This is a genomic window from Arcobacter thermotolerans (assembly GCF_983172305.1).
In genome coordinates, this window is the sequence record NZ_CFAFZJ010000014.1 from 1 (window position 1) to 10996 (window position 10996).

14 protein-coding genes are annotated in these 10996 nt (G+C 25.8%); 13 read left to right on the plus strand and 1 reads right to left on the minus strand.

Annotation, left to right across the window (positions count from 1 at the left end; all coding sequences use genetic code 11):
- Positions 1-198 precede the first annotated feature (198 nt).
- From AC5LG6_RS09815 to AC5LG6_RS09875, 13 genes are all read left to right on the plus strand, one after another.
- Positions 199-1224, plus strand: a complete 1026-nt coding sequence (locus AC5LG6_RS09815) for a hypothetical protein (RefSeq protein ID WP_498586407.1) — start codon at positions 199-201, stop codon at positions 1222-1224.
- Complete coding sequence (locus AC5LG6_RS09820) at positions 1205-1795, plus strand: HAD-IB family hydrolase (RefSeq protein ID WP_498586408.1); 591 nt, start codon at positions 1205-1207, stop codon at positions 1793-1795. The genes AC5LG6_RS09815 and AC5LG6_RS09820 overlap by 20 nt, the downstream gene beginning before the upstream one ends.
- 194 nt (positions 1796-1989) lie before the next feature.
- Positions 1990-2424, plus strand: coding sequence for a phosphoribosyltransferase (locus AC5LG6_RS09825; RefSeq protein ID WP_066166155.1), 435 nt, complete (start codon positions 1990-1992; stop codon positions 2422-2424).
- A 2-nt stretch (positions 2425-2426) separates the two neighbouring features.
- On the plus strand, positions 2427-2819 hold the full coding sequence (locus AC5LG6_RS09830) for a DUF423 domain-containing protein (protein WP_498586410.1): 393 nt from the start codon (positions 2427-2429) through the stop codon (positions 2817-2819).
- 15 nt (positions 2820-2834) lie between these two features.
- Positions 2835-3335 carry a YajQ family cyclic di-GMP-binding protein gene (locus AC5LG6_RS09835; protein ID WP_066222715.1) on the plus strand — a complete coding sequence of 167 codons (501 nt, stop codon included), beginning with the start codon at positions 2835-2837 and terminating at the stop codon, positions 3333-3335.
- Positions 3336-3344: 9 nt separating this feature from the next.
- Positions 3345-3929, plus strand: coding sequence for an NUDIX hydrolase (locus AC5LG6_RS09840; protein ID WP_066153529.1), 585 nt, complete (start codon positions 3345-3347; stop codon positions 3927-3929).
- A complete protein-coding gene (locus AC5LG6_RS09845) occupies positions 3926-4351 on the plus strand; it encodes a c-type cytochrome (RefSeq protein WP_066166095.1) in 426 nt (141 codons plus the stop codon). The genes AC5LG6_RS09840 and AC5LG6_RS09845 overlap by 4 nt, the downstream gene beginning before the upstream one ends.
- Positions 4352-4435: 84 nt before the next feature.
- Positions 4436-4966 carry an LPP20 family lipoprotein gene (locus tag AC5LG6_RS09850; RefSeq protein WP_066166099.1) on the plus strand — a complete coding sequence of 177 codons (531 nt, stop codon included), beginning with the start codon at positions 4436-4438 and terminating at the stop codon, positions 4964-4966.
- A gap of 9 nt (positions 4967-4975) precedes the next feature.
- Positions 4976-5104, plus strand: coding sequence for a hypothetical protein (locus tag AC5LG6_RS09855; RefSeq protein ID WP_260879777.1), 129 nt, complete (start codon positions 4976-4978; stop codon positions 5102-5104).
- Complete coding sequence (locus tag AC5LG6_RS09860; protein ID WP_498586411.1) at positions 5101-6108, plus strand: tetratricopeptide repeat protein; 1008 nt, start codon at positions 5101-5103, stop codon at positions 6106-6108. The genes AC5LG6_RS09855 and AC5LG6_RS09860 overlap by 4 nt, the downstream gene beginning before the upstream one ends.
- The gene (locus AC5LG6_RS09865) at positions 6105-7091 is read left to right on the plus strand and encodes an LPP20 family lipoprotein (RefSeq protein ID WP_498586413.1); all 987 of its coding nucleotides are present in this window, start codon (positions 6105-6107) and stop codon (positions 7089-7091) included. Before AC5LG6_RS09860 ends, AC5LG6_RS09865 begins: the two co-directional genes overlap by 4 nt.
- 63 nt (positions 7092-7154) lie before the next feature.
- Positions 7155-8186, plus strand: a complete 1032-nt coding sequence (locus AC5LG6_RS09870) for a bifunctional 3,4-dihydroxy-2-butanone 4-phosphate synthase/GTP cyclohydrolase II (RefSeq protein ID WP_498586414.1) — start codon at positions 7155-7157, stop codon at positions 8184-8186.
- A gap of 301 nt (positions 8187-8487) precedes the next feature.
- Positions 8488-9171 carry a hypothetical protein gene (locus tag AC5LG6_RS09875; RefSeq protein WP_260879769.1) on the plus strand — a complete coding sequence of 228 codons (684 nt, stop codon included), beginning with the start codon at positions 8488-8490 and terminating at the stop codon, positions 9169-9171.
- A gap of 165 nt (positions 9172-9336) precedes the next feature.
- On the opposite strand, the gene pckA is transcribed toward AC5LG6_RS09875, so the two are convergent.
- Positions 9337-10914, minus strand: a complete 1578-nt coding sequence (gene pckA, locus AC5LG6_RS09880) for a phosphoenolpyruvate carboxykinase (ATP) (protein WP_498586416.1) — start codon at positions 10912-10914, stop codon at positions 9337-9339.
- Positions 10915-10996 lie beyond the last annotated feature (82 nt).

Consider the following 10996-nt stretch of genomic DNA (forward strand, 5'->3'; position numbering starts at 1 on the left):
ACCACTTCTAAATTCTTTCAATATTTCATTGAAATCAAAGTTTATCTCTTGTTCCATTGTCAATCCTTGATATTATTTTATCAGATTGACACGGAATTTCTAACACTCCCATTTGATTTGATTTTTCCATTTAATCAACGACCATTTTATCCTTACATTGCCTACTTGATTAGTAATGTTTTTAATTTGGATATGCTTATGTCTTTTAGAATTTTGAATTTAAGTTTTAATGTTCTAAATGTATATTTAATTTTATACATATTTGTTAAAATATTCAATTTTAACAAAATAAATATATCTTTCGTAATTTTTTGGTTTATTTTTCATTATTTAGGATCTTTTAGAGTACTTAATAACTATCCATATTTAGTAGACAGTTTATCTCTTTCAATAAGTTTATTATTGTTTATAAGTTTAATATTTAAGAATTATAAAACATTTTTTATTATTGCAATTTTTGGTGTAGGTGTAAAGGAACAAGTTTTACCAGTCGTATTGATTTTATTAATATCTATATTTTTAAAATCAAAAATTTATATGAAAGGATTAAATAAAAAAGAATTTACTTTTTTATTTATTACAATTATTTTTTGTTTTATAATTAATTATTATATTAAGCATTATGGATTTTCAAATATTGAACCAGGTTCTAGCATAAAAACAATTTTAGGATGGGGATATACACATTTAACTAATCCATTAGACTTTGTAAGATATCTTGTAGCAATATTTTTAACATTTGGTTCTTTTATATTAATATACTTTATTAATTTTTCTTATAAAGATTTTATAATTAATATTAAGGAAGATTCTTATATGTATTCTTTTTCGCTGGCATTTTTATTTTTTATTTTTGCTTTTCTTGCAGCAAGTGATATGGAAAGAGTCCTGTGGCAAGCATTTCCATTCTTTTGTATTTTCTTTTTAAGTAGTATGGAAAAGTTGAATAAATTTTATATAGCTTTTGGCTTTCTTTTGTCTATTCCTATAATGAGATTAGTATCGCTTATTCCTGAAGCAAGCCAACCTTTACCTTTAATTCGAAAAAGTGATTTGTATATGATCAATGATAAAACTCCTGGTGACACTGTGGGATTATATTCTTGGGTAGCAGAGTACATGGAAATTGGTCAAGTAGCATCATGGGGAATATATATGATATTTATATATTTAATTTTAAATAAAATATATAATTTAACTAAAAATGACCCTAGCCCTCTTTGACTTCGACGGAACTATAACAACAGATGATAGCCTTTTAAAGTTTATTCGATTTGTAGTTGGGGATAGAAGATTTTTACTAGGTCTTGTAGTTTTATCTCCAATGCTTGTTTTATACAAACTAAAGCTAATACCAAACTACAAAGCCAAACAATATATGCTATCTTGGTTTTTTAAAGGTATGAGCAAAGATGCTTTTTTAAAAGTAGCAAATGAATACTCACTGGTACATATAGATAAAATATTAAGACCAAAAGCTATAGAAAAAATAAACTGGCATAAAAATCAAGGTCATAAAATGGTAGTTGTTTCAGCTTCTATTGAGTGTTGGCTTATACCTTGGTGCGAAAAAAATGGTTTAGAACTTCTTGCTACAAAGCTAGAGATAAAAGATGATATTGTAACTGGAAAATTGCTAAGTAAAAACTGCTATGGAGTTGAGAAAGTAAATCGTATTAAAGAACTCTATGATTTAGAAAATTTTGATTATATCTATGCTTATGGTGATAGTAGTGGAGATAAACAAATGCTTGAAATTGCCCATGAAAAGTTTTATAAACCCTTTAGAGATTAAATTAAATAGTTAAAAACTTCAAAGATTAAATTAAAACAAAATAAGAAATAAATTTATTTAAAAGATAAATTAAATGAATAATTTACCAGAAGCATTTATGAAACTCACAAAACCACAAAATAAGCAATAAATTGTTAATATATCTTTTTTAAATAAAGGATATTTTTTTGAATAAACTATATTATAGTTATGAAATGTGTAAAGAAGATACTCAAAAACTAGTAGATATTTCTAAAAGTTTTAAAGCGGATGCATTTTTAAGTATTGCAAGAGGTGGATTAACTCTATCTCATCTTATGTCACAAGCACTTAATCAAAGAAATGTTTTTACTATAAATTCAATATCTTATGATAGAAAAAATCAAAAAGATAGTATAGAGATTTTTAATATTCCAGACTTAAAATCTTATAAAAAAGTTTTGATTATTGATGATATAGTTGATAGTGGTAAAACGATGATAGAAGTTTTTAAAATATTAAATGAAAAATTTCCAAATACAGAGTTTAAATTGGCTACACTTTTTTATAAAAAAACAGCTTTGATAAAACCAGATTTTTATATAAAAGAGACAGATATGTGGATTGAGTTTTTCTGGGAAGTTGATATACAAATTAAAGAAGAGAGATAGATATGATTTTTGATAGACGAGCTAGAATTTTTTTAGCAATTACAGCTTTACTTATGGCAAGCGCAATAGCTTTTGGAGCTTTTGGAGCTCATGGATTAAAAAATATTTTAACTGCAGAGATGTTGAAAGTATTTCATACAGGCGTTGAATATCAGTTTTATAACACTTTTGGATTGTTTATGGCAACAGTTTTGACAATGTTAAGACCATACAATAAAAAATTAAAAGTTGCTCAAATATTAATTTTAATTGGAACACTTATTTTTAGTATATCTTTATATCTTCTTACAATTTTAAATCTTCCAATTTTAGGTGCAATTACACCAATAGGTGGAACTTTACAAATTATTGCATATGTTCTTTTTGCTTATGCAATATTAAAAGATAATCAATAAAAGGAGAAAATAAAAATGGCAGTAAAAGAACATTCACTAGATATTTCAGCAAAACTTGATATGCAAGAGATGAAAAATGCAGTTATTCAAGCACAAAAAGAGATAGATAATAGATACGATTTTAAAGGTATAAGCAAAGAGATAGATTTAAATGTTGGAGCAAAGACTTTAACTCTTATTTCTTCAAGTGATAATAAAATTGATGCAATGCTTGATATTATGATTTCAAAAATGAATAAAAGAGATATAAGTATAAATTCACTTGAAGAGCTTAAAAAAGAGGATAGTAGCGGTGGAAATAGAAAATATAGCTATAAAATAATTGATAGTATAGAAAAAGATGAAGCAAAAAGAATTCAAACAGAGATTAAAAATTTGAAACTAAAAGTAAGTGCTGTAAATCAAGGTGATACAATAAGAGTTACTGGAAAAAATATTGATGATTTACAAGCAGTTATGAGACATTTAAAAAGTTTAGATTTAAAAGCTCCTTTGGTTTTTGATAATTTTAAATAGTGGATTTTTATGAATAACATTATTGAAGATTTAAGAATCAGTCCACTAAAAGAGACAAATTATATAAAACCTTTAAAAGTAAACTTTACTTTAAATGGTATAAAAAAGAGCTGGGAAGCAGTAAGAAGCCATGATAGTGTGGCTGTTTTACTTTATCACAAAGAAAAAGAGTCATTTTTATTTGTAAAACAGTTTAGAGTCCCTGTCTATTTAAATGATAAAAATATCACTTATACTTATGAACTTTGTGCTGGTCTTGTAGATAAAAATATGACTCTTGAAGAGATTGTAAGTGAAGAGATAGATGAGGAGTGTGGTTATAAAGTTGATAAAAAAGATATCAAAAAAATCACCTCTTTTTTTACAAATGTAGGAATTAGTGGAGCAAAACAGCATCTATATTTTGCAACAATTTGTGAAAACCAAAAGCTTCATAGCGGTGGAGGAATAAATGATGAGCAAATAGAGTTGTACTTTTTAAATAAAGATGATATGGATAGTTTTATTTTTGATGAAACAAAAGCAAAAACTCCTGGATTAATTTTTAGTCTATATTGGTTTTTGAAAAATCAAAATGAGCTTGAATTAAAATGAAAATTCTTATTTTATCTCTACTTATAATTTTAAACTCATTTGCTGAAGAAAATCCAAATGATATGGATATTAATAACTCTTTTATTACTAAATATGAGTATGGAAAAATGTTATATAACAACCCTAGAGGAATAGGGTGTAACAACTGTCATGGAGATGATGCAAGAGGTAAAAAACTTGTTGAGTTTAAGCATGTTCAAAATCAAGAAGAGTATTTTTGCTCTTTAATTGCTCCTGATATAAAATATATAGAGTATGATGTTTTTTCAAAAAAAGTTAATTTGAAAAAAAATGATAATCTCAAATTTGAAAAAGATCAAGTTTGTGATAAATTAATCTATAAAGCAAATGTCATGCCTACATATTTTATGGTTGAAGAGGAGATTGAAGCTATTTATTACTATATTCAAAATATGAAGTAGATAAATATAAAAAATAGTATTTTATTTAACTATTTTTTCACAAATATCTACTATTATTTTAAAATCAAAATCTTAAGGAAAAATATGTCTATTTTTAAAAAAACTTCAACTATCTTTTTTATCTCTTTAGCTTCAATCTTTTTTGTCTCTTGTAGTTCTAAAACTCAAGATATAAATGAGATAGCTGTAACTGAATGTACAATTGCGGGAGCAAAAGCTCCACTTTGGGCTTGTGGGAATTATAGTGAAGAGAACAGATTTGTTGCAGTTGGATCTGCTCCTATGTCAAAACTAGGGCATGATTTTAGTAGAAGAGAAGCTTTGGCAAATGCTAGAACAAATTTAGTAAATGATATAGAACTAGAAGTAAAAAACAGAGTTGAAAGCTACATGAATTCAACAGGATTAAAAGAGAGTGAAAGTATAGAAAGAGTTGTAACTATGGTATCAAGACAAACTTCATCTATGACTTTAAAAGAGTCAAAGCAAATAAGTTCTTGGGAAAATCCAAATGATAATTTTATATATATTTTAGTTGCAATTCCAAAAGCAAATATAGAAAAAACAATCAATAGTGAAGTTCAAAAAGCACTAGATTCTTTAGATAAAATATAGGAAAAGAATATGAGATATTTATCTATTTTTTTGATTTTTTTATCAATATTTTTTAGTGCTTGTTCTTCAAAAGATAATACTTTAATAGATACAAAAACTCAACAGCAAAATGCAAAAGAGGCTTTAAGAGGATTATGAGATTAAAATCATCACTTTTTTTTATATTTGTTGTTTTTTTTATCTCTGGATGTAGCCAAAAAGTACTTATAAATAGTACTAAACCAGCTATTATTGATAGAGCTTCAAATACAAAAAAGATTGCAGTTTTAAAGTTTGAAAACGACAATGTAGGACTTTCTACAAAAATTGAATCAGCAATATATAGTGTAAAAGTAGATGATAAATCATATTTTACAGTTATTAGTAAAAATAATAGAGAAAATATTTTAAATGAACAAAAATTTCAATATTCAGGACTTGCAAATAAAACAAACAGTGTTGAAATAGGAGAACTTTTAGGTGCTCAAGCATTAATTAGTGGAAAGATTGATAGTGCAAATGTACAAAGAGATAACTATTATGAAACAAGATATAGATGTGTTGATAGAAAATGTCAATATACACAAGAGTATAGAGTAGCTTGTACAAATGCAAAGTATTCATTAATAGCAAATATTTCAATGATTGATGTACAAAAAGGTGATGTAATATATACAAATAATTACACAAGAAATAGAAGTTATAAAAAGTGTTCAGATGAAAGCGGTGGGTTGCCACAAGAAAATGTAGTTTATGATAGTTTTGCAAAGAGTATTGTAGATGAATTTTTGCCATATATTGCTCCTACAAAGCAAAGTTACTATTTAGAGCTTTTTGATGAACCTGATATTTCATATACAAAAGAGCAAGATCTTCTTTTAGAAAATGGTTTAGAGTATTTGAAACTTGGAGAGTTGGATAGAAGTATGGAGATCTTTAGTAAACTTTTGGATTCAACAAATGATAAATGTTATGTTGCTTCGTATAATTTAGGTGTTATAAAAGAGAGTTTAGGAGAGTATGAAAATGCAAAAGAACTTTATGATTTATCTGATAAATTAACACTAAAACCAAATAAAACTGTAATAGAAGCCATAACTAGAATAAAACAGAGAATTGAAGAAAGAAATAGATTAAACAATCAAATAGAAGCTGAAAAATGAAATATTTATTTCCTATATTTTTTTCAATTTTTTTTGTAGCTTGTTTTGGAATAAACAAAGATGAAATTTCACAAAATAACTCTTTAAAATATCCTTCTTGGTACTTAAACCCACCTTTAAATGACGGAAATATGCTTTATGGAGTTGGAGTTGCGAATACAAAACAAGAGGCTATTTTAAATGCTTTAGATGATTTATCTTCAAGATTAATGCTAACAATACAATCAAATCAAGAGATAAGTTTAAAATCTTTTAGAGATTATAGAGAGTATGTTTCTAAAACTACAATTTTTAATATAAATACAAAGAGTGAAAAATTAACTTTTAAAGATTATAAAATAGAGGATTTTTATAGTTTTCAAAAAGAGATTTTTTATTTGATTAGTATAAAAAAGAGTGATTTAATAAATAGTTTAAATAGTCAAATATCAAATCTTTATGATGAATATGAAATTTTAAAAAGAAGCAATGATGATATTTTAAACAAAAATATAAAATATAAATATCTTTTAGAAAAATTTTATATTAATCTAAACAAAGCAGAACTTTTAGAGAGTTTACAAAATAAAAATATGAGTGAAAATAGATATATAAAAACTATTCAAAAAATAGAAGAAGAGATAAAAAGCAGTATTTCAAAAATAAGTTTTTTTATAAAAAGTGATGATAATTCAGAAATTTTTAAAGAAGTTTTCAAAAATAGCTTAAACAAAAAATCATACAAAGTTGTAGAAAAAAAAGATAGTGAAAATATTTATGAGATAGATTTGAGTTCAAATCAAAGTAAGATTAGACCATCTGGTTTTTTTATTATTGAAAATATTTTAAATATTAAAGTAAAAGATAAAAATAATAGACAATTATCTAGTAAAACTATTGAACTAAAAGGTGCATCATCAAATAACTTTGATGATGCAAAGATTAATCTAATTCAAAAACTAAAAAAATATGAAGAGCAAAATAGTATTTTGCCATTTGAATAAGTAGTCCATATACAAGGGCTTTTTTGATATAATCCACAAAAAATATAATTTAAAAGAGAAAATATGAATGCAATAACAAGAGTAAAAGAAGCAATAGAAGAGATAAAAAAAGGCAATATGGTAATAATGCTAGATGATGAAGATAGAGAAAATGAGGGAGATTTAGTATATTCAGCAGCATTGAGTACTCCAGAGCTTGTAAATTTTATGGTAACTCATGCCAAAGGTTTGGTTTGTGTGAGTGTATCAAGTGAAACAGCAAAAAGGCTTGAACTTTTTCCTATGGTTTCAAATAATACATCATCGTATGAAACAGCTTTTACAGTTTCGGTTGATGATGTAAATGCAGCTACTGGAATTAGTGCAATTGAAAGAGATAATACTATTAAGATTTTAGCAAATCCAATATCTAAAGCTACAGAACTTGTAAGACCAGGGCATATATTTCCACTTATTGCAAAAGATGGTGGAGTATTAGTTCGAACAGGTCATACAGAAGGAAGTGTTGATTTATGTAAGTTAGCTGGATTAAAAGGTGAAGCTGTTATTTGTGAAATTCTAAAAGAAGATGGAACAATGGCAAGAAGAGATGATTTAGATATTTTTGCTGCTAAACATAATTTAAAACAGATTTATATATCAGATTTAGTTGAATATAGACTTGCAAATGAAACTTTAGTTTGTGAAGTTTCTAGTAATGAGATAGAATTCTTTGGTAAGGAAGCTATAAAAAAAGAGTTTAAAGACCATCTTGAAAATATTCATACAGTTATTCTTTTTGGAAAAGAAGAAGATGTAAATCATGTAAAATTTCATACAATAAGACCTGATATTAAAATATTTTTACATGATAATAAACTAAATTCTATGTTAAAAACTATAAACTTTTTACAAAGTAAAGGTGGAGTTTTAATATTTTTAAATAACTCAAATAAAAATCAGGAACTAGAAAAGAACTATGGAATAGGGGCTCAAATACTAAACTCTTTAAAAATTAAAAAAATTAAGCTAATGACAAGTGGAGGAAAACACTCTTTTGTAGGACTTCAAGGTTTTGGTTTAGAGATTTTAGAAGAGATACAAATAGAGGGATAAAAATAATTTTAATTTATAAAATAATTAAATTGTAAATAGTATGAGAGACTTGTGACAAAAATGTGACAAGTTTCTGATAGAATTTTCACAAGGCATAAAAATAGTATTTATACAAGGGAATTAAGATAAAAATGGGGATTTTTACTAAATTTAAACTTACAGAGGTATTAATTACCTTTTTCTATCTCGCTAATATAATTTCTATAAATAAACTACAAAATTTAAAAGTAATCAAATATTTTGCAAATTCAATAAATTATTATAATTTTTTAAAAAACATTAATTTATATAGAGAAATAAAATGAATGATAAAAACCTAGAACTAATATCAGATAAAGATGGATTTTTATTTGAGATAAATGATGAAAGTACTTTAATATTTAAAATTACAGAAATTATAGTTGGCATTAGTATTATTGTTTTTATGTTTTTATTAGGTGCAAGCTTACAAGATACAGGAGTATATAGTTTTAAAAATGCAATAGTGTTAATTATTATTATGTTTGTTTATTTGATTATATTTTTAGTATTTTCTTATAAGAAAAGAAAGATATTATTTTATAAAGATAGATTAGTTCTTCGCATAGGTAATATAAATAAAATAAATATAAGAATAATAGATATTGAGGAGGTATATAAAATACTACCATATCATTTATTATCTAATAACAATTCAAAATTTAATGAAAAAATAAAAAGATGGAATATTATAAGGAAAATTTTATTTACTATATCTTTCCCTATACTTATTTTTATATCTATTCTTTCTTATTTAGTAGATATTATTTTTTACAGAAACTTCGACTTAAAAAGGTATAGATTAATAATTATAGGAAAAACTGATAGTAGTTTTTTGATTGTGACATATAACAAAAATAATGAAGAAAATATAAAAAAATATTTTAAAAATAACATTAATATAAATTTAGAAGAATTAAAACCAAATTATTGGTTTTTCATACCACAAAAAAACAAGAAAGGGTAAAAAATAGCAACATCAGTATTAGAAACTATAATAGTAACACCAGATGATAAACCTGTAAAATAAAATAGTACTTTATTAAAAAGAAATTTTATTATAAATATATCTATATAAAAAAAGCTAAGGATTTATATCCTTAGCTTTTTGCTTATCTAAAACAAAATTTTATTATAACTGTGGACCAGCAGCTGTAAAATCATATTCACTCTCAAGAGTTAAATATTTTTTAAAGTTTTCTATATACATCTCTGCTAATTTTCTTTTTGCTTTGTCATACTCTAGTGGGTCAGACCATGTATATCTAGGAGTTAATACATGAGTATCTACGCCTTTTAGTGTTTTTGGAATTTGTATATTAAATATTGTCATATTTTGGAATTCAGATTCATTTATAGAACCATCTAAAATAGCATTTATACAAGCTCTTGTATTTTTAATACTCATTCTTTTTCCAACACCATAAGGACCACCTGTCCATCCTGTGTTTACTAAAAATACATTTACATTGTGTTCATCTATTTTTTTACCTAAAAGTTCAGCATAAACAGTTGGATTTAGTGGTAAAAATGCCTCTCCAAAACAAGAAGAGAAAGTTGCCATTGGCTCGTTTATTCCTCTTTCAGTTCCTGCTACTTTTGCAGTATAACCACTTAAGAAGTAGTACATAGCTTGTTGTTTATCTAGTTTAGCAACTGGAGGTAAAACACCAAAAGCATCAGCACATAAGAATATAATATTTTTTGGATGCCCACCTCTCATAGATGGAGTGTGATTTTCTATATGATCTATTGGGTAAGAAACTCTTGTATTTTCTGTTTTTGATTTATCAGAATAATCTACAACTCCATTTTCATCTGCAACAACATTTTCTAAAATAGCACCTTTTTTAATAGCACCAAAGATTTCAGGTTCACTTTCTGGGTCTAGATTAATTACTTTTGCATAACAACCACCCTCAAAGTTAAATACTCCATTATCATCCCAACCATGCTCATCATCACCAATTAATGCTCTATTTGGATCTGTTGAAAGCGTAGTTTTTCCTGTTCCAGAAAGTCCAAAGAATAGTGCAGTGTCACCATCTTTTCCAATATTTGCAGAACAGTGCATTGGAAGTTTTCCTTCTAGTGGAAGCCAGTAGTTCATCATAGAGAACACACCTTTTTTCATCTCTCCAGCATACCAAGTCCCACCAATAATAGCTTGATTCTCTTCCACATTAAATATAACATAAACTTCTGAGTGTAACCCATGACTTACATAAGCCATATCAACAGTTTTACATGCATTGTAAATTGTAAAATCAGGTTTAAAGTTTTCAAGCTCCTCTTTTGTAGGAAGGATAAACATATTTTGAATAAAATGAGCTTGCCAAGCAACTTCAGTAATAAATCTTACTGCTCTTCTTGAATCTAATGAAGAACCACAAAAAACATCTGTTACAAAAATATCTTTATTGCTTAGTTGTTTTTTTGAGTTTGCAAGTAGATCAACATAAACCTCTTTTGAAACTTTTCTATTTATATCTCCCCAAGCAATATATTTATTTGATGGGTCTTGATTTACAAAGAACTTATCTTTTGGACTTCTACCTGTAAAAATACCTGTATCAATCATTAAAGCACCAGCTGAAGAGATTTTTGCTTTCTCGTTTTTTACTGCGAAATCGATTAAAAAATCGACATCCGAATTTCTAAATATCGTACCAATGTTTTCTAAACCTAATGAGTCTTTAATATTAGACATAATTCAAATTCCTATTCTAATTTTTAATGCGAAATTTTATCCAAAAAAATATAAAACTTTCTGAAAGATGAGTAAATTTCAT